General features: G+C 69.7%; 19 protein-coding genes and 1 pseudogene. 14 read left to right on the top strand and 6 right to left on the bottom strand.

The window, feature by feature from the left end; all coding sequences use genetic code 11:
• The 5 genes from VED21_RS19380 to tatC all read left to right on the top strand — a co-directional run.
• Window positions 1-594, top strand: a 594-nt coding sequence (locus tag VED21_RS19380) for a ScpA family protein (RefSeq protein ID WP_324885038.1), incomplete at its 5' end; no start/stop codon positions are given.
• Entirely contained in the window at window positions 591-1,229 is a 639-nt protein-coding gene (gene scpB / locus VED21_RS19375; protein WP_324885036.1) for an SMC-Scp complex subunit ScpB, read from the top strand. The genes VED21_RS19380 and scpB, both read left to right, overlap by 4 nt.
• A 149-nt stretch (window positions 1,230-1,378) precedes the next feature.
• A complete protein-coding gene (locus VED21_RS19370) occupies window positions 1,379-1,627 on the top strand; it encodes a twin-arginine translocase TatA/TatE family subunit (RefSeq protein ID WP_324885034.1) in 249 nt (82 codons plus the stop codon).
• Between the two features lie 75 nt (window positions 1,628-1,702).
• A complete protein-coding gene (gene tatB / locus VED21_RS19365) occupies window positions 1,703-2,182 on the top strand; it encodes a Sec-independent protein translocase protein TatB (protein WP_324885032.1) in 480 nt (159 codons plus the stop codon).
• 56 nt (window positions 2,183-2,238) lie between these two features.
• On the top strand, window positions 2,239-2,991 hold the full coding sequence (gene tatC, locus VED21_RS19360) for a twin-arginine translocase subunit TatC (protein WP_324885040.1): 753 nt from the start codon (window positions 2,239-2,241) through the stop codon (window positions 2,989-2,991).
• A 20-nt stretch (window positions 2,992-3,011) separates the two neighbouring features.
• On the opposite strand, the gene VED21_RS19355 is transcribed toward tatC, so the two are convergent.
• Window positions 3,012-4,175: a GGDEF domain-containing protein gene (locus VED21_RS19355; protein ID WP_324885030.1), complete on the bottom strand. Its 1,164-nt coding sequence runs from the start codon at window positions 4,173-4,175 to the stop codon at window positions 3,012-3,014.
• A gap of 199 nt (window positions 4,176-4,374) precedes the next feature.
• Here VED21_RS19355 and serS point away from each other — a divergent pair, with 199 nt between their 5' ends.
• From serS to VED21_RS19335, 4 genes are read left to right on the top strand one after another with little or no spacing between them, the layout of a single operon-like run.
• A complete protein-coding gene (serS, locus tag VED21_RS19350; protein ID WP_324885028.1) occupies window positions 4,375-5,649 on the top strand; it encodes a serine--tRNA ligase in 1,275 nt (424 codons plus the stop codon).
• Window positions 5,642-6,424 carry a 5'/3'-nucleotidase SurE gene (gene surE / locus VED21_RS19345; RefSeq protein WP_324885027.1) on the top strand — a complete coding sequence of 261 codons (783 nt, stop codon included), beginning with the start codon at window positions 5,642-5,644 and terminating at the stop codon, window positions 6,422-6,424. Before serS ends, surE begins: the two co-directional genes overlap by 8 nt.
• A 4-nt stretch (window positions 6,425-6,428) precedes the next feature.
• Entirely contained in the window at window positions 6,429-7,088 is a 660-nt protein-coding gene (locus VED21_RS19340) for a protein-L-isoaspartate(D-aspartate) O-methyltransferase (RefSeq protein ID WP_324885025.1), read from the top strand.
• A complete protein-coding gene (locus VED21_RS19335; RefSeq protein ID WP_324885023.1) occupies window positions 7,085-8,428 on the top strand; it encodes a LysM peptidoglycan-binding domain-containing M23 family metallopeptidase in 1,344 nt (447 codons plus the stop codon). The genes VED21_RS19340 and VED21_RS19335 overlap by 4 nt, the downstream gene beginning before the upstream one ends.
• Here VED21_RS19335 and VED21_RS19330 read toward each other — a convergent pair.
• Window positions 8,385-9,242 (bottom strand): ATP-binding protein, encoded by an 858-nt coding sequence (locus VED21_RS19330; protein WP_324885021.1) that lies wholly within the window; start codon window positions 9,240-9,242, stop codon window positions 8,385-8,387. The genes VED21_RS19335 and VED21_RS19330 overlap by 44 nt on opposite strands.
• Window positions 9,243-9,420: 178 nt before the next feature.
• Here VED21_RS19330 and VED21_RS19325 point away from each other — a divergent pair, with 178 nt between their 5' ends.
• From VED21_RS19325 to VED21_RS19305, 5 genes are all read left to right on the top strand, one after another.
• A complete protein-coding gene (locus tag VED21_RS19325; RefSeq protein WP_324885019.1) occupies window positions 9,421-10,170 on the top strand; it encodes a hypothetical protein in 750 nt (249 codons plus the stop codon).
• Between the two features lie 121 nt (window positions 10,171-10,291).
• Entirely contained in the window at window positions 10,292-10,648 is a 357-nt protein-coding gene (yajC, locus tag VED21_RS19320) for a preprotein translocase subunit YajC (protein ID WP_324885017.1), read from the top strand.
• Window positions 10,649-10,724: 76 nt separating this feature from the next.
• A complete protein-coding gene (gene secD / locus VED21_RS19315) occupies window positions 10,725-12,323 on the top strand; it encodes a protein translocase subunit SecD (RefSeq protein WP_324885015.1) in 1,599 nt (532 codons plus the stop codon).
• A gap of 13 nt (window positions 12,324-12,336) precedes the next feature.
• Window positions 12,337-13,290, top strand: coding sequence for a protein translocase subunit SecF (gene secF, locus VED21_RS19310; protein WP_324885013.1), 954 nt, complete (start codon window positions 12,337-12,339; stop codon window positions 13,288-13,290).
• A gap of 81 nt (window positions 13,291-13,371) precedes the next feature.
• Window positions 13,372-13,746: an Mth938-like domain-containing protein gene (locus VED21_RS19305; RefSeq protein ID WP_324885011.1), complete on the top strand. Its 375-nt coding sequence runs from the start codon at window positions 13,372-13,374 to the stop codon at window positions 13,744-13,746.
• A gap of 84 nt (window positions 13,747-13,830) precedes the next feature.
• Here the strand turns inward: VED21_RS19305 and VED21_RS19300 are convergent, their stop codons facing one another.
• The 4 genes and pseudogenes from VED21_RS19300 to VED21_RS19285 form a co-directional block, all read right to left on the bottom strand.
• On the bottom strand, window positions 13,831-14,427 hold the full coding sequence (locus VED21_RS19300) for a superoxide dismutase (protein ID WP_324885009.1): 597 nt from the start codon (window positions 14,425-14,427) through the stop codon (window positions 13,831-13,833).
• Window positions 14,428-14,503: 76 nt separating this feature from the next.
• On the bottom strand, window positions 14,504-15,823 hold the full coding sequence (gene hpnE, locus VED21_RS19295; protein ID WP_324885007.1) for a hydroxysqualene dehydroxylase HpnE: 1,320 nt from the start codon (window positions 15,821-15,823) through the stop codon (window positions 14,504-14,506).
• Window positions 15,824-15,847: 24 nt separating this feature from the next.
• Window positions 15,848-16,729, bottom strand: coding sequence for a presqualene diphosphate synthase HpnD (gene hpnD, locus VED21_RS19290; RefSeq protein ID WP_324885005.1), 882 nt, complete (start codon window positions 16,727-16,729; stop codon window positions 15,848-15,850).
• Between the two features lie 3 nt (window positions 16,730-16,732).
• A pseudogene (locus VED21_RS19285) lies at window positions 16,733-16,915 on the bottom strand (squalene synthase); the annotation flags it as partial.

Below are 16,915 nucleotides of genomic sequence, written 5' to 3'. Positions count from 1 at the left end.
TATCTGGTGATGGCGGCGTGGCTGGCCTACCTGAAGTCGCGCCTGCTGATCCCCGAGCCGGAGGAGGACGAGCCGTCCGGCCAGGAAATGGCCGAGGCGCTGGCCTTCCAGCTGCGCCGGCTGGAGGCGATGAAGGAGGCCTCGGCCAAGCTGATGGCCCGGCCGCGCGTGGGCATCGACACGTTCGCCCGAGGTGCTCCGGAAGACATCGACATCCTGCGCAAGTCGGTGTTCCAGGTGACGCTGTACGACCTGCTGAAGGCCTATGGCGAGCACAAGCGGCGCAAGGAGACCTCCGTGCTGCACGTGGAGCCGATGCGGCTCTACTCCATCGAGGACGCGGTGCAGCGGCTGTCCGAACTGCTCGGCCGCATGCCGGACTGGGCGACGCTGCAGAGTTTCCTGCCGCACGAGGCGCAAGGCACGCTGATGGGCCGCTCGGCGCTGGCCGCGCATTTCGCGGCGACGCTGGAACTGGCCAAGGCGGGGCAGGTGGAACTGCGCCAGGACGGCGTCTTCGCGCCGATCTGGGTGCGCCGCGCCCGCCCGAGGGACGAGGGGCCGAGAGACGCAGGCCCGAAGGAAAACGGATGATCGAAGAGGTCAAGAATTCCGAGGAGGTCGAGGCGCGGGTGCAGAACCTGCGCCTGCTGGAGGCGCTGCTGTTCGCCTCCGCCGACCCGCTGGACGAGGAGACGCTGGCCGGGCGCCTGGGCGCCGGGGCGAACGTCGCGGCGTTGCTGGACGACCTGCGCCGGCACTACGCGCCGCGCGGCGTGAACCTCGTGCGCACGGGGGCCGGCTGGGCCTTCCGCACCGCCATCGATCTGGCGCCGATGCTGCGCCAGGAGGAGGAGGTCTCGCGCAAGCTGTCGCGCGCGGCCATCGAGACGATGGCCATCATCGCCTACCACCAGCCGGTGACGCGGGCGGAGATCGAGCAGATCCGCGGTGTCGCGACCAGCAAGGGCACCCTGGACATCCTGATGGAGCACGGCTGGATCCGGCCGGGGCGGCGGCGCGAGACGCCGGGCCGGCCGCTGACCTGGATCACCACCGACCACTTCCTCGACCACTTCGGCCTCGAATCGCTGCGCGACCTGCCGGGGGTGGAGGAACTGCGCGCCGCCGGCCTGCTCGATTCGCGGCCGGTGCTGTACGGCGTGGGTGCTGCCAGCGGCGAAGCCGACCTGCCGGTGGCCGAAGAGCGCGGGGATCCTGAGGATTAGCGATTTTTGATGGAGGGGTCTACGCACTTTCCGTCAGAATACCTACCTGATTCGTAAGGCATCCCGGCCGGGCGACGTTGCGCCGGGGATGCGCTTTCTGCCATAGTGCCGGCCCGCACAGGGTGGCCTCCGCTCAGGAAAAGGGTGTCATGGGAAGCTTCAGTATTTGGCATTGGCTTGTGGTTCTGGTCATCGTCCTGCTGCTGTTCGGCGCCGGAAAGCTGCCGAAGGTGGCGGGTGACCTCGCCAAGGGCATCAAGAACTTCAAGGCCGGCCTGAAGGACGAGGACGAGCAGACGACGGCGCAGGGCGCCGACGCCAAGGTCCTGCCGAACCAGCCCGCCCCGCCGCCGGCCGCCGGCACGACGGTGAAGAAGGACGAGGCGGCCCGCACCTGACGGGACCGTGTCCCGCGCCGCGCCGGCATCCCGCCCCGGGGTGCCCCGGCGCGGCGCCGTGAGACTTGAGGACGCATGTTCGACATCGGCTGGTCGGAAATAATGGTCATCGCCGTGGTGGCCCTGGTCATCATCGGCCCCAAGGACCTGCCCTCCGCCATCTACACCCTCGGCAAGTGGGTGCGGAAGGCGCGCTTCGTGGCGCGCGACTTCCAGACCCACATCGACGATATGATGCGCGAGGCGGAGCTGGACGAGCTGAAGAAGCAGGCGCTGAAGGCGCGCGACCTCAACATCGCCCGCGAGGTCGAGAAGACGATCGACCCGACCGGCGACGTGAAGGCGGCGTTCGAGCTGCCGCCGGAGGCCAGCGGCGTCGCCGGCTACCACGGCAGCCCGCCGGAAGAGGAACAGCCCCGGCCCGCCACCGAACCGCCGGTGACGCTGCCCGCCGGAACGACACCGTCCGCCGCCGCGCCGGAGCCCGAGAAGGCGCCGGAGCCGGCCACCGCCGCGGCTTCCCCGCCGCCCGCCACACCTGACAAGACCGTGTGACCGCCGTGGCTACGGAAAACCCGACCGAAATTCCGGACGATCTCGACGACAGCAAGATGCCGCTGATCGATCATCTGATCGAACTGCGCAACCGGCTGATGTATTCCGTGGGAGCGCTGCTGATCGCGTTCCTGCTGTGCTACATGGTTTCGGACAAGATCTACAATTTCCTGGTGCAGCCGCTCGCCGATCTGCTGGCGGGGCAGGGGCGCCGGATGATCTACACCGGCCTGACGGAGGCGTTCTTCACCTACATCAAGGTGGCGTTCTGGGCCGGCTGCTTCCTGGCCTTCCCGGTCATCGCCAGCCAGATCTGGATGTTCGTGGCGCCCGGCCTGTACAAGCACGAGCGCAAGGCCTTTCTGCCCTTTCTGGCGGCGACGCCGTTCCTGTTCTTCCTGGGCGGGGCAATGGTCTACTACCTCGTCTTCCCGATGGCGTGGCAGTTCTTCCTGGGCTTCGAGTTCCACCCGGCCACCGAGGGCGAACTGCCCATCGAGTTCGAGGCGCGCGTCGGCGAGTACCTGTCGCTGGTGATGGCGCTGATCTTCGCCTTCGGCATCGCCTTCCAGCTGCCGGTGCTGCTGACCCTGCTGATCCGCGCCGGCCTGCTGACCACGACGACGCTTCGGGAAAAGCGCCGCTACGCGATCGTCTTCGTCTTCATCGCCGCCGCCATCCTGACGCCGCCCGACGTGATCAGCCAGGTCAGCCTCGCCATCCCGATGCTGATGCTCTACGAGATTTCCATCTGGATCGGCATCTCCATGGAAAAGAAGCGCGCCCAGAGCGAAGCGGCGGAAACGTAAGACCTGAAGCGTAAGGGCCGTCAGGCGGGAACGAGCCCGGCAGCGACGACGCGGTCGCGGCCCGTGGCCTTGGCGCGGTAGAGCGCCCGGTCGGCCTCCGCCAGCATCTCGTCGAAGGTGTGCGGGGCGTCCTGCGTGTCGGCGGCGCCGATGCTGACGCTGGTGGAGATCACGTTGCCTTCGTGCTCCACCAGCAGGTCGCGCAGCGTCACGCGCAGGCGCTCGGCCACGATCAGCGCGCCGTCCATGCGCGTGCCGGGCAGCAGCACGCAGAACTCCTCCCCGCCGTAGCGGCCGAAGACGTCGCCCTGGCGCAGTTCGGCGGTGACGGCGGCGGTGAAGGCGCGCAGCACGGTGTCGCCGGCCTGATGGCCGAAGCTGTCGTTGATGCGCTTGAAATGGTCGATGTCGATGAGGAGCAGGGCGAACGCCTCGCCGGACCGGTGGGCGCGGGCGAAGGTGCTCTCGGCCAGCGCCAGGAAGGCGCTGCGGTTGAAGATGCCGGTCAGCGAATCGTAGGTGGCCGCCTGTCGGAGGTCGGCCTGCAGCCGTTCCGTCGTCATGACGATGAAGCCGATGCCGAACGCCAGCATCGCCCCGATCGCCTCCAGGAACCCCAGGCTCTGCACCATGCTGGGCGCCAGAAGGTCGGGCAGGGGATTTTCCAGGATGGTGGAGGCGGAGCGCAGGCCGGCGAACGCGGCATGCCCGAGGAACACGAGGCCGACGACCCCGGCCGAGGTGCGCACCGCCCACCGCGCGTTGCGCAGCAGGTCCACGCCGCACAGCAGGCACATGACGCAGACGAAGCCAGTCGCGGTGGCGAGACGTCCGTTGATGCTGCCGGCGGCGATGGATAGGGCGATCAGGGACACGTACACCATCACCAGCGCCACAATCCACGAGCCCGGAACGTGGCTCTTGGTGAAGGAGCGAATCGCCAGATAAATGGAGACGTAGGCACCGACGAACGCCGCGTTGGTCGCCGCCATCGTCCAGAGCGACGGCTCCGGCCCGCGCATCGTGACCAGAAGCACGGCAACCGCCACGAGCACGTCGCAGACGACGGCGTAGCGCAGGGAACGGATGCCGCGGTTGACGTGCCACGTCAGCAGATGGGCCGCCGCCATGACGAGGGCCATCAGCAGCGTAACCACCACGAGTGTCCGGGAATCGAGGATCATCACCCTACCGTGGCGGCTGCATGTGGCCCCGCCGACCGTCGGGGTGGCGGAACATACTCGGGTAAGTAATTAGCACAAATGTTCCCGGGCACAAGGCAAGCGAGGGCGTAGGCGTGGCGGGGGACGGGGCGCTCTGGATTTGTTTGGGGATGCGCACTATAACCGGCCTCCCACCTTTTCCAAAAAATGCCGAACCGCCATGCACGACCTCCGCGCCATCCGTGAGAACCCCGAGGCCTTCGACCGCGGCCTGACCCGCCGGGGGCTGGATCCGCTGTCGTCCGTGGTGCTCGACCTCGACCTGCGGCGGCGCGCGGCGCAGACGCGGCTGCAGGAGATGCTGGCGCGGCGCAACGAGGCGGCGAAGGACATCGGCCTCGCCAAGAAGGAAGGGCGCGACGTGCAGCCCATCCTCGACGAGATGGCGCAGCTCAAGGAGCGGCTGCCGCAGGTCGAGGAGGAGGAGCGCACGCTGGGCGCCGAGTTGGACACCTATCTGGCCTCGCTGCCCAACCTGCCGGCCGACGACGTGCCGGAAGGTCCGGACGAATCGGCCAACGTGGAGATCCGCCGCTGGGGCGAACCCAAGCCGATCGCCAACCCGAAGGAGCATTATGAGCTGGGCGAGAAGCTCGGCCTCATGGACTTCGAGGCGGCGGCCCGCATGTCGGGCGCGCGCTTCACGGTGCTGAAGGGCGGGCTGGCGCGGCTGGAGCGGGCGCTGGCGCAGTTCATGCTGGACCTGCACACGGCCGAGCACGGCTACACCGAAGTGGCGCCGCCGCTGATGGTGCGCGACAACGCGCTGTTCGGCACCGGCCAGCTGCCGAAGTTCGCCGAGGACCTGTTCCGCACCAACTCCGACCACTACCTGATCCCGACGTCGGAGGTGCCGCTGACCAACCTGGTCAACGACCAGATCCTGGACACCGAGGGGCTCCCCTACCGGTTCACCGCGCTCACGCCGTGTTTCCGGGCCGAGGCCGGGTCGGCCGGCAAGGACACGCGCGGCATGATCCGCCAGCACCAGTTCTGGAAGGTCGAGATGGTCTCCATCACGGCCCCGGACCAGTCGGAGGCCGAGCACGAGCGCATGACCCAGTGCGCCGAGACGGTGCTGCAGCGCCTGGGCCTGCCGTACCGCACCATCGTGCTGTGCACCGGCGACATGGGCTTCTCGGCCCGCAAGACCTACGACGTGGAGGTGTGGCTGCCGGGGCAGAACGCCTACCGCGAGATTTCGAGCTGCTCCAACTGCGGCGATTTCCAGGCGCGCCGCATGAAGGCACGCTGCCGTATGAAGGGCGAGAAGCAGACGCAGTTCGTCCACACCCTCAACGGCTCGGGCGTCGCGGTGGGGCGCTGCCTCATCGCCGTGCTGGAGAACTACCAGCAGCCCGACGGCTCGATCCTGGTTCCCGAAGCGCTCCGGCCCTACATGGGAGGGCTGGAGAGGATTGGAATGAATGTTTGAACTTCCGCTGGACCTGTCGAAGACCCGCATCCTCGTCACCAACGACGACGGCATCCACGCCACCGGCCTGACGGTCCTGGAGAAGATCGCCCGGTCGCTCAGCGACGACGTCTGGGTGGTGGCCCCCGAGATGGAGCAGTCGGCGGCCAGCCACTCGCTGACCATCAACCGGCCGCTGCGCCTGCGCAAGCTGGGGGAGAAGCGCTTCACGGTGGACGGCACGCCCACCGACTGCGTGCTGCTGGCGATCAACCACGTGATGAAGGACGCGCGGCCGACGCTGGTGCTGTCCGGCGTCAACCAGGGCTCCAACATCGGCGAGGACGTCACCTATTCCGGCACCATCGCCGCCGCCATGGAGGCGACGCTGCTGGGCGTGCCGGCCGTGGCGCTCAGCCAGCACATCGAGAACGGCGGCCCGGTCAACTGGGCGACGCCGGAGAAGTGGGGCGCCGACGTCATCCGCAAGGCGGTGACGGTGGCGTGGCCGAAGAACGTGCTGCTGAACGTCAACTTCCCGGCGGTGGAGCCGGACAAGGTGACCGGTATCCAGGTGGTGCGCCACGGCAAGCGCAAGATCGGCGACGAGCTGATGGAGCGCGTCGACCCGCGCGGCCGCCCGTATTTCTGGATCGGCACCCTGCGCGGCGAGGCCGACGTGGCGCCGGACACGGACATCCACGTGGTGTTCAACGGCGGCATCGCGGTGACGCCGCTGTTCCTCGACCTCACCCACACCCCGACCGTTCAGACCCTGAGGCAGGCCTTCGCGTGACCGCATGAGCATCGACGCGCGCAAGATCCGTTTGATCATGCAGCTCCGCCGGTCGGGCGTGACCGACACGAAGGTGCTGGGCGTGATCGAGCGGATCCCGCGCGAGATGTTCGTGCCGCCGTCCTTCCACGATCAGGCGTGGGAGGACACGGCCCTGCCCATCGACCTGGGCCAGACCATCAGCCAGCCGCTGATCGTGGCGCTGATGACCCAGGCGCTGGACGTGCACGACCGGCACAAGGTGCTGGAGATCGGCACCGGCTCCGGCTATCAGGCCGCCGTCCTGTCGCGGCTGTGCCGGCGCGTCTACACGGTGGAGCGGCACCGGCCGCTGCTGCACGAGGCCGAGCATCGTTTCCGCACGCTGAAGTTGCACAACATCACCTCGCGCCATGGCGACGGCACGCGCGGCTGGCCGGAGCAGGCACCCTTCGAACGCATCATGGTCACAGCCGCCGGCGGACCCGAACCGCCAAAGGACTTGACGGATCAGCTCTCCATTGGTGGTGTCATGGTCATCCCGTTGGGTGGGGGCTACGGCGAACAGCGCGTGGTCCGCATCCGGCGCACCGAAACCGGTCTCCATCGGGAGGAGCTGTGGCCCGTCCGTTTCGTTCCGCTGCTGTCCGACCAGGACGTGGAGGAGCGCGCGCATCCGTCGTGAGCGCGCGTCTGATCCTCGCCGCCGCGCTCCTGGTGCCCGCCCTGTCGGCCTGCCAGCGCACCGGCCCGCTCGCCCCCGTCACCAACGTCGGACAGATTCCGGAGTCGGCCGGCGGCGCCGTCGTCGTGGCGCGCGGCGACACGCTGTACACGCTGTCGCGCCGCTACAACGTGCCGCTGCGCGACCTGATCGAGGTCAACCGCCTCTCTCCGCCCTACAACCTTGAGCCCGGCCAGCGGCTGGTGCTGCCGGCCTCGCGCCAGTACGTGGTGCAGAAGGGCGACACGCTCTACGGCATCTCGCGCATGTTCAACGTCGAGGTGACGGAGCTGTCGCGGCTCAACAGCCTGTCGGCCCCCTATGCGGTGAAGACCGGCCAGCCCCTGCGCCTGCCGTCCGGCGGCCAGCGCACGTTCGAGACGGCGGAGGCGTCGGGCGCGGCCGAGACGCCGGCCCCGTCCGGCGGCCCGGTGCCGCTGACCGGCCCGCCGCCATCGAAGCCGCCGGTGCGCGGCGGCATCCAGACCAGCGAACTGCCGCCGCCGGGCGCCGCAAGCGCCGCGGGTGTAGCGGCCGGCGCCGCCGCGTCGGTCGCATCCGCCGCGCCGTCGACTGCCGCGTCGGCCGCTGCGTCTGCGTCACCCAAGGTTGCGGCCGTGCCGCTGCCGCCGACGCCGCCCGTGGGCGGCGCCTCGCCGTCCGCGGGGGAGCCGGGCGTGTCCTTCCAGCCGGGCGAGGCGCCCAAGTCGCTGCGCCCGCCGGGCGCAAAGCCCGCGCCGCCGCCCGCCGACAGCATGGCTCCGGTGACCCCCGCCGCCGCACCACCACCCGCCGCCGCGCCGCCGGTCGCGCCGCAGGAGGTCGCCGTCGCGGCGCCGCCCAAGGCCGAGGCCGCGCCGCCCCCACGCGGCGGGGCGCGCTTCCTATGGCCGGTGAAGGGGAAGTTGCTGTCGCCCTTCGGGCCGAAGCCCGACGGCATGCACAACGACGGCGTCAACATCGCGGCCCCCAAGGGTACGCCGGTCATCGCCGCCGACAACGGGGTGGTCGCCTATTCCGGCAACGAGCTGCGCGGATTCGGCAACCTGCTGCTGGTCCGCCACGCCGACGGCTGGATCACCGCCTACGCCCACCTGGACCGCATGGAGGTGGAGCGCGGCGCCAGCGTGAAGCGCGGGCAGGTGATCGGCCGCGTCGGGCAGAGCGGCACCGTGACCAGCCCGCAGCTGCACTTCGAGGTGCGCAAGGGGAGCCACGCCGTGGACCCCCGCGAGCACCTCGACGGCAGCCAGCAGGTCAGCGAAGGGGTTTCCCCAGCCGGCCGGCAAGGTCCTGGATGAACTGCCACGCGACGCGGCCCGACCGGCCGCCGCGCGTCACCGACCACTCGACCGCCTCGGCGTGCAGTTGCTCGACCGGGATGTCGAGATTGAAGTGGCGGGCGTAGGTCTCGATGGTGGCGAAGAACGTCGGCTGGTCGAAGTTGTGGAAGCCCAGCCACAGGCCGAAGCGGTCGGACAGCGACACCTTCTCCTCCACCGCCTCGCTGGCGTGGATGGCGGTGGAGCGCTCGTTCTCGATCATGTCGCGCGACATCAGGTGGCGGCGGTTGGAGGTGGCGTAGAACACCACGTTCTCCGGCCGCCCCTCGACGCCGCCCTCCAGAACGCCCTTCAGCGACTTGTAGTGCTCGTCCCCGGCGTCGAACGACAGGTCGTCGCAGAACAGGATGAAGCGCCGTTCGGACGTCTTCAGCAGCGCCAGCAGGCGGGGCAGGGTGGGGATGTCCTCGCGGTGGATCTCCACCAGCGCCAGGGCGCCGGGGTTCTCGGCCGCCACGGTGGCGTGCACCGCCTTGACGATGGACGACTTGCCGGTGCCGCGGGCACCCCACAGCAGCGCGTTGTTGGCCGGCAGCCCGGCGGCGAAGTGGCGGGTGTTGGCCAGCAGGATGTCGCGCTGGCGCTCGATGCCCTGCAGCAGGTCGATGTCGATGCGGTTCACCACCGGCACGGGGTCCAGCCGGTCGGGGTCGGCGTGCCAGACGAAGGCGTCGGCGGCGGCGAAGTCGACCGGCGGGCGCTTGGGCGGGGCGAGGCGGTCCAGCGCATCGGCGATGCGGGTCAGCAGCGGCAGCAGTTCGGACTCGGACATGGTCGCTCGTGATTCTCGATGGGCGCGGGCAATGGGCGCGGGGGTGCGGAGCGTACTACCGCGCCATGTTGGCGAACAAGGTGCGGTGAACAAGGTGCGGCGCCACGGGAACGCGCGGGCGGCGTTGCGGCGGAACGGCCGCGCCGCTATCGTCTGTTGCGCAAACCAGGGGAAAGGCATGCCGATGTTGTGCGCGACGGACAATGATGTTTCCACGAACGCGAGCGCCGCGCACGTTCTGCGCCGGCTGCACGAGACGCCGGTCGACACCGACCCGTTCCCCCATTGCGTCGTGCCCGGCATCCTGCCCGACGACCTCTACGCCCGCGCCGTCGCCCACTGGCCGGTGACGGAGGAGCTGCGCCTGCTCCAGCTTGGCGACCTGCCGCTGCGCTTCCAGGCGGTCATCGACGACAAGTGGCTGGCCACCCAGCCGCCCGAGCGCGCGGCGGTGTGGCGGGAGGTGCGCGACGCGCTGTTCAACCCGGACGTGGTCGAGCTGATGTCCGACCGCTTCCCGCAGATCCGCGAGAAGCTGAAGTGGACGGGCCGGCCGCCGATGCTCGTCGCCCGCATCATCGAGGACCACGCCGGCCACGCCATGCTGCCGCACACGGACATGGAGGCGACGTTGTTCTCCATGCTCGTCTACATGCCGGAGAACGACGTGCCGGAGGACGGCGGCGCGCCGCAGCTGGGCACGGCGCTCTACCGCCCGCGCGACCCGGAGTTCCGCGGCCGCGGCTTCGACCGCTACCCGCGCGAGGATTTCGAACTGGTGGGCCATGCGCCGTACCGGCCGAACCACCTGCTGACCTATTCGCCGTCCGACCGGTCCTTCCACGGCGTGGAGCCGGTGGCGCCGCCGTGCGTGCGCCGGCTGCTGATCTTCTTCGCCATCATCGATTCCCGGATACCGCGACGCTGACCGGCCCCGGCCCGTTCCCCGGCCTGTTGCCCAGCCTAATCCATTGCATCACCGGCGAGGACCGCTATAGTCGCGGCGTCCAAATGCCCGCCGGCACCGACCAACGATAAGGAGCTCCAGGATGTTCGTCTCCACGGCCTACGCTCAGACCGCCGCGCCTGCGGCGGGCGGCGGCGACATGCTGATTCAATTCGCCCCGCTCATCCTCATCTTCGTCGTCTTCTACTTCCTGCTGATCCGTCCGCAGCAGAAGAAGATGAAGGAGCACAAGGCGATGCTGGAAGCGCTGCGGCGCGGTGACCGCGTGGTCACCGGCGGCGGCATCATCGGCACCGTCGTGAAGGTCGACACCGGCGACGAGGTGGTGGTCGAGATCGCCGAGGGCGTGCGCGTGCGCTGCCTGCGCTCCACCATCAATCTGGTGCTGGCCAAGACCGAGCCGGCCAAGGGCGAGACGGGCGAGAAGCCGGCCGCCTGAGCCGGCCGGCCAGACAGGGAGTAGAGGGGGCCGTCCGTCCGGGCGGCCCGGTTCGCTATAGGGACGGCGTTCGAGCATGCTGTATTTCGCGCGGTGGAAGATCACCCTCATCCTGGCCGTCTGCGTGGCCGGGGTGCTCCTGAGCCTGCCGAACTTCCTGAGCCGGGAGACGCTGTCGGCGCTGCCGCAATGGTACGCGCAGAACCGCGTCAGCCTCGGCCTCGACCTGCGCGGCGGGTCGCACCTGCTGCTCGAAGTGGACATGAGCGCGGTCATCCGCGACCGCGTCGAGACCCTCGTCGATTCCACGCGCACGCAGCTGCGCCAGGCCAACATCGGCTACACCGGCCTGACGCCGGGCGACCGCTCGGTCACCGTGCAGGTCCGCGATCCCAACCAGGTCGAGGAGGCGGTGCGCCAGCTCCGCCAGCTCGCCGTGCGGGTGGGCAGCGGGGCGCTGGGCGGCGGCGTGCCGGACCTGGACGTCGGCGCGTCGGGCTCCACGGTGACGGCGACGCTGTCCGATCAGGCGCTGCGCGACCGCGCCACCCAGGCGGTGGAGCAGTCCATCGAGATCGTCCGCCGCCGCATCGACGAGACGGGCGTCGCCGAGCCGATCATCGCCCGCCAGGGCACCGACCGCATCCTGGTCCAGCTGCCCGGCGTCGAGGATCCCGACCGCATCAAGCGGCTGCTGGGCACCACCGCCAAGATGACCTTCCGTCTGGTCGACCCGAACGCCGACCCGACCGTCGGCCGCGCCCCTCCGGGCTCCGAGATCCTGCCCAGCACCGAGGGCGGCCGGGGTCAGCAGAGCTATGTCATCCGCCGCAAGGTGGAGGTCGACGGCGCCAACCTGACCAACGCCCAGGCCTCCATGAACTCGCAGACGGCCGAGTGGATCGTCAATTTCGAGTTCGACAGCGTCGGTGCCCGCCGCTTCGCCGAGGTGACCAAGGCCAACGTCGGCCGGCCGTTCGCCATCGTGCTGGACAACAAGGTGATCAGCGCGCCCGTCATCCGCGAGCCGATCACCGGTGGCCGCGGCCAGATCAGCGGCAACTTCACCGCGCAGTCGGCCAACGACCTCGCCGTGCTGCTGCGCGCCGGCGCCCTGCCAGCGCCGCTGCGGGTGATCGAGGAGCGCACCGTCGGCCCCGACCTGGGCGCCGATTCGATCCGCGCCGGCCTGATCTCGGTCGCCGTCGGCTTCGTGCTGGTGTGCGTCTACATGATCGCGTCGTACGGACTGTTCGGCATCTTCGCCTGTCTGGCGCTGCTGGTGAACGTCGTGCTGACGCTGGCGGCGCTGTCGGTCCTGCAGGCCACGCTGACGCTGCCGGGCATCGCCGGCGTGCTGCTGACGCTGGGCCTGTCGGTGGACGCCAACATCCTGATCAACGAACGCATCCGCGAGGAAGCCAAGAAGGGCCGCACCGTCTTCGCCTCCATGGAGGCCGGCTACCACCGCGCCTACAGCACCATCGTCGACGCCAACCTGACCACCGTCATCAAGATGGCGCTGCTGTTCATCTTCGGCGTCGGCACGGTGAAGGGCTTCGCCGTGACGATCACCTTCGGCATCCTCACCTCGATGTTCACCGCAACCGTGCTGGTCCGCCTGATGATGGTGGTCTGGCTGCGCCGGACGAAGCCGGCCGCCCTGCCGGTGTGAGAAGGTACGACCCATGTTCCATCTGCGCCTCGTTCCCGACAACACCCGCATCGCCTTCATGAAGGGCCGGCACGCCGGCATCCTCCTGTCGATCGTCCTGTCGGTCGCTTCGGTGTTCCTGTATTTCTACCCCGGCCTGAACTACGGCATCGACTTCGCGGGCGGCATCGTCATCGAGGCCCGCACGCCGCAGGCCGCCAACTTCCCGGAGCTGCGGCACAAGCTGGGTGCCCTGAACCTGGGGCCGGTGGCGCTGCAGGAGTTCGGCTCGCCCCAGGACGTGCTGATCCGCCTGGAGCGTCAGCCGGGCGACGACGCGGCCCAGCAGAAGGCCGCCGACCTCGTCCGCGCCACGCTGGCCAAGGAGGTGCCGGGCACCGTCGTGCGCCGTGTCGAGGCGGTGGGCGCCTCGGTGTCGGGCGAGCTGTTCTACAACGGCATGCTGGCGCTCGGCCTCGCCATGGTGGCGATGCTGGTCTACATCTGGTTCCGCTTCGAATGGCAGTTCGGCGCCGGCGCGGTGGTGACGCTGCTGCTGGACGTGACCAAGACCATCGGCTTCTACGTGGTCACCGACATCCAGTTCAACCTGGTGGCGATCGCCGCGATCCTGACCATCATGGGCTATTCGATCAACGACAAGGTCGTGGTCTATGACCGCATGCGCGAGAACCTGCGCATCTACAAGAAGATGCCGCTCCGCGAACTGATCGACCTGTCCATCAACGAGACGCTGAACCGCACGCTGGGCACGTCGCTGTCCACGCTGCTGTCGATCCTGCCCCTGGCGATCTTCGGCGGCGAGGCGCTGCAGGACTTCGGCATCGTGCTGATCTTCGGCATTTTCCTGGCGACCTCCTCGTCGATCTTCATCGCCGCCCCCATCTTGCTGTTCCTGGGCGAGAACCGGCTGCGCCGCGGCCAGCCGGAAGCCGCCCAGCCGGCGGCCACCTCCGCGGCGCCGTGAGCGTGATGCGAGGGGCGCCGCCCCTCGCGCTCCCTGCCAAGGGCCGCAGGCCCTTGGATCCCGGCTATTTAGGGGTTCGAGATGGACATCACGCCGCTCATTCCGGCGGACCGGCAGGTCATCGATGGGTACGGGGAAGGGCAGTTCTGCATCCGCAGCGAATGGCGCGCCGGGCCGGTCATCGTGTTTCCCGACCGGACGATCCCCTGGGACGTGACGGACTTCGCCGATTTGACCGTGGAGAGCTTCGCCGCGGTGCGGGACGCCGAGCCGAAGGTGGAGATCCTGCTTCTCGGCTCCGGCCCCAAGATGCAGCTGCTGCCCAGCGTCCTGCGCCGTGACCTGCGGGCCGCCGGCATCGTCGTCGATGTCATGGACACTGGGGCGGCCTGCCGCACCTACAACGTCCTGCTCGCCGAAGGGCGGCGCGTGGCGGCGGCGCTGCTTCCGGTGTAAATGTCAAAGATGGCTTGAGCGCATTAAAAAGGGGCCCCGGAGGGCCCCTTTTCCATGACGTACGCGTGTACGTGCCGGCGTACGTCAGGCCTTCAGCTGCTGGGCGACGAATTCCCAGTCGATCAGGCTGTCCATGAACGCCTTCACGAAGTCCGCGCGGCGGTTCTGGTAGTCGACGTAGTAGGCGTGCTCCCACACATCGACGGTCAGCAGCGGCTTGTGGCCGTGCGCCAGCGGCGTGTCGGCGTTGCCGGTCTTGCCGATCTTCAGAGTGTCGCCGTCCAGGTACAGCCACGCCCAGCCCGAGCCGAACTGCGTGATGGCGGCCTGCGAGAACTCCTCCTTGAACTTGTCGACGCTGCCGAAGGCATCGACGATGCGCTTCTCCAGCTCGCCCGGAATGGCGCCGCCGCCATTCTTCTTCATACACTGCCAGTAGAAGGTGTGGTTCCACACCTGACCGGCGTTGTTGAAGAGGCCGACCTTCGAGGCGTCACCGACCGACTGCTTGATGACCTCCTCCAGGCTGGCGTTGGCCAGCGGCGAGTCCTTGGTCAGGTTGTTCAGGTTGGTGACGTAGGTCTGGTGGTGCTTGTCGTGGTGCAGATGCAGGGTCTGCGACGACATGTACGGCTCCAGCGCATCATACGCGTACGGGAGCGGGGGCAGTTCGAACGCCATAGGAAAATACCCTCTTTTATTGTGTGATTCCCTGGGCGGGGCGGCCGTGCTGGAGAACGTGGCCACCTCCGCCCCGTCAAATATGTCCGCTGCGCCGCAAAGGAAAGGCCGGAAAACGGCAGAGAGGCGCAAAAGTGGTACGACTGGCGGTCAGGACCGTCTTTGCCGCGGCCTCGCCCGATCGGACGGCGCCCTCCAGCGTGGCCGGCAGGCCGGTGTCCACCCAGTCCCCGGCGAGGAACAGGTTCCCGAGTCCGGCGCGGGCGGCGGGCCGCTTGGCGGTATGTTCGGGCGCCTGGTCGAAGGTCGCCCGCCGCTCCTTCACCACACGCGACGGCGGTACCGGACCGCTCAGGTTCAGGGCCCGCGCCACGTCGGCCCACAGGACGGCGGCGACCGCGTCGGCCGGCTGGTCGGCGAGGGCGTCGGCGTTGCTGACGGTGACGGACAGCACGTCGCCGCGCGCGAACAGCCACTCGGCCGCGCCGCCGATCAGGCCCAGGAAGGGCAGGCCGCCGGGCAGGGCGGGCGGCTGGTCCAGCCGGAAGTGCGCGTTGACGATGGCCCGGCCGGGCGGCGGCACCGTCAGGCCGGGCAGGAGCCGTTCCGCCGCCCAGGGCGGCACCGCCAGGATGACGCGATCCGCCGCACCCAGGGGCAGGGAGGCGCCGGCCACGCTCAGCGCCGCCACGCGTCCCCCGGCCCCTTCCAGGCCATCCACGTCCAGGCCGTCCACGCGGCTGCCCAGGCGGACCTCGACGCCGTGCGCACTCAGCCACGCCACCGCCGGCTCTACCAGCGTCGCCGACAGCCCGTCGCGCGCGATCAGCGGCCGGCAGTGCGCCTCGCCGCGCAGCAGCGTCTCGCGCAGGATGGCGCCGAACAGGCGGGCGGAGACGCGGTCCGGCGCGCCATTGAGCCCGGCGATGGCGAGCGGCGCCCACAGGCGGTCGTACAAGGCTCCCCTGGGCGGCAGGACATCGGCGACGCTGGCGCCCGGCCCGGCGAACAGCGTCCTCAGCGCGGCCAGATAGTCGCCGGGCCGGCTGCCGGGAACGCGCCGGGTGGGGTCGAACAGCCACAGCCCGCCGGGCCGCAGCGTCCAGGACCCGCCCGTGCGCAGGTCGATGAACGGGAAGGCGGCCGGCCGCACCACCTCCAGGCGATCCGCGGCGCCGACGGTGGCGAGCAGGCCGAGGAGCGCGCGGTTGCCGCTCAGCATCAGGTGGCTGCCGTTGTCGACCGTGCGGCCCAGCGTGGCGTCGTGGAAGGAGCGGCTGCGGCCGCCGGCCTGCGGCGCCGCCTCGTGGACGATCACGCGCACGCCCGCCGCGGTCAGCCGAACCGCGCAGGCCAAGCCGGCCATGCCGGCACCGATGACGTGGACGATGCTCACGACGGCCCAATCACGATGCTGCGGTCACGAGGCCGGCGGGTAGCCGAGCATGCAGCGCAGGGTCACCCAGGCGCAGGCGCGCTTGTGCAGGCGCACGCCCCGCGACAGGTCGTTCCAGCCGCGTGCCTGCAGCCGGACCAGCAGCCGGCGGTACAGCACCATCATGGCGACGGCGGCCCACAGGCGCCCCTTGCGGCATTTGGCAAGCCAGCGCTCAGCTTCCGCGAAGCGGGCCTCGGCGCGCGACGCCAGGGCGGCGCACACGGCGGGCAGGTTGGGGTGAGTGAGGACGGCCGCCGGGTCGGTCGCCTCGATGCCGGCCGCCGCAAGCAGGTCGCGCGGCAGGTAGAGGCGGCCGAGCCCGGCGTCCTCCACCACGTCGCGCAGGATGTTGGTGAGCTGCAGCGCCTCGCCCAGCGCCACGGCGAAGGCCTCGGTCGCCGGCTCGGCCCGGTCGAAGACGCGGATCGCCAGCAGCCCCACGGCGCCCGCCACGCGCCGGCAATAGAGCGTGAGGGTGTCGAGGTCCGGACCGCGCATGACGCCGGCCAAGTCCATCGCCATGCCGTCGATCACCGCCTCCAGCTCGCCGCGCGGCAGGCCGTAGCGGTCGATGGCGCCCTTCAGCGCGGCGGACAGGGGCGTGGCGGGGGCGTGGCCGGCGTAGAGCTGGCGGATCTCCTGCCGCCACGAATCGAGCGCCCGGCGCTTGGCGTCCGGGTCGCCCGGCTCGTCGACGATGTCGTCGACGTGGCGGCAATAGGCGTAGATGGCGAACATCGCCGCGCGCTTGGAGCGCGGCAGCAGCAGCATGGGCCAATAGAAGGTGCTGCCCGAACGTCCCGCGACGGACGCCGGCGATTCGGCGGTGCCGCGCGGGGCGGAGTCGGACAGCGGTGCGGTCATGCGTCAGCCCATTCCAAAGCCGCGCGCGAGGCCACGGGCCATGGCGTACATCTTCTGATGCGCCCGCAGCTCCACGCGTTTCTTCATGGGATCGCGCACCCGGAGCCGCGACGCAAGCGATTCCGCAAGGCTGAGGATCACCGACGCCTCCAGCCGCAGGCCGCGGTGGTTGATCTGGTCGGGCAG

The organism is Azospirillum sp., from assembly GCF_035627195.1.
Classification (GTDB): Bacteria; Pseudomonadota; Alphaproteobacteria; order Azospirillales; family Azospirillaceae; genus Azospirillum.
The sequence above is the reverse complement of the archived record's forward strand: the minus strand, read 5'-3'. Positions and strand labels throughout refer to the sequence as shown.

Coding starts and splice junctions, on each gene's coding strand:
- tatC (WP_324885040.1), top strand. CDS start 2,239: ATGCCGCTGATCGATCATCTGATCGAACTGCGCAACCGGCTGATGTAT.
- VED21_RS19355 (WP_324885030.1), bottom strand. CDS start 4,175: ATGATCCTCGATTCCCGGACACTCGTGGTGGTTACGCTGCTGATGGCC.
- VED21_RS19340 (WP_324885025.1), top strand. CDS start 6,429: ATGAGCATCGACGCGCGCAAGATCCGTTTGATCATGCAGCTCCGCCGG.
- VED21_RS19325 (WP_324885019.1), top strand. CDS start 9,421: ATGCCGATGTTGTGCGCGACGGACAATGATGTTTCCACGAACGCGAGC.
- yajC (WP_324885017.1), top strand. CDS start 10,292: ATGTTCGTCTCCACGGCCTACGCTCAGACCGCCGCGCCTGCGGCGGGC.
- tatB (WP_324885032.1), top strand. CDS start 1,703: ATGTTCGACATCGGCTGGTCGGAAATAATGGTCATCGCCGTGGTGGCC.
- VED21_RS19370 (WP_324885034.1), top strand. CDS start 1,379: ATGGGAAGCTTCAGTATTTGGCATTGGCTTGTGGTTCTGGTCATCGTC.
- VED21_RS19305 (WP_324885011.1), top strand. CDS start 13,372: ATGGACATCACGCCGCTCATTCCGGCGGACCGGCAGGTCATCGATGGG.
- VED21_RS19300 (WP_324885009.1), bottom strand. CDS start 14,427: ATGGCGTTCGAACTGCCCCCGCTCCCGTACGCGTATGATGCGCTGGAG.
- surE (WP_324885027.1), top strand. CDS start 5,642: ATGTTTGAACTTCCGCTGGACCTGTCGAAGACCCGCATCCTCGTCACC.
- serS (WP_324885028.1), top strand. CDS start 4,375: ATGCACGACCTCCGCGCCATCCGTGAGAACCCCGAGGCCTTCGACCGC.
- scpB (WP_324885036.1), top strand. CDS start 591: ATGATCGAAGAGGTCAAGAATTCCGAGGAGGTCGAGGCGCGGGTGCAG.
- VED21_RS19330 (WP_324885021.1), bottom strand. CDS start 9,242: ATGTCCGAGTCCGAACTGCTGCCGCTGCTGACCCGCATCGCCGATGCG.
- secF (WP_324885013.1), top strand. CDS start 12,337: ATGTTCCATCTGCGCCTCGTTCCCGACAACACCCGCATCGCCTTCATG.
- secD (WP_324885015.1), top strand. CDS start 10,725: ATGCTGTATTTCGCGCGGTGGAAGATCACCCTCATCCTGGCCGTCTGC.
- hpnD (WP_324885005.1), bottom strand. CDS start 16,729: ATGACCGCACCGCTGTCCGACTCCGCCCCGCGCGGCACCGCCGAATCG.